The 548-nt window shown below is 51.1% G+C and carries 1 protein-coding gene; it reads right to left on the bottom strand.

Features of this window, described 5'->3' with window-relative positions; all coding sequences use genetic code 11:
• Window positions 1–548: transposase (locus L6R21_28250; GenBank protein MCK6563097.1), on the bottom strand; the 548-nt coding region annotated here is incomplete at both ends.

The following is a 548-nucleotide window of genomic DNA, read 5'->3' as shown; positions in this document are numbered from 1 at the left end:
TGCCCGTCAACTCAAAAAGCCACTCTTCCCAATTGAACGCCGGCGTTGATGGCGCCTGCTGAGCCGTTGCCGCTCCCAAGATCTCCTGGCAGCGCTTGAGCTTGGTCTTGCGGTTACGGCTGCTCCAAATGCCATAATAGCGGATTTTGTAAAAGTTGCCGGGCAACACGTGCAACAAGAATCGCCGGATAAACTCAAACGCCTCCAAGCGCATCACCTTGGTTTTTCCATCGCGGTAATCGCGCCACTTGAAAACGACCTTCCCCTCTTCGATCTTGATCAGGCGATGGTTGGAAATCGCGACCCGATGCGTGTAGCCGGCCAGATAGTTGAGCACTTGCTCCGGTCCGCCGAATGGTGCTTTGCAATACGTCACCCATTTCTTCGCGTACAATCTTGCCTTCAGTTCCTTGAAAGCTTCGGGTGATTCTAAGGCCGCGGTTTTGCCGACAAACTTCAATTCATCGTCATCATACGCCTCCTGCAAATAGGCCAGAAATTTCTTCTTAAACAAATCCGAGATGACGTTCACATGAATGAAGAACTTT

Source organism: bacterium (assembly GCA_023150945.1).
GTDB lineage: Bacteria > Zhuqueibacterota > Zhuqueibacteria > Zhuqueibacterales > Zhuqueibacteraceae > Coneutiohabitans.
Note: the sequence above shows the minus strand (reverse complement) of the source record. Positions and strands in the feature narration are given on the sequence as shown.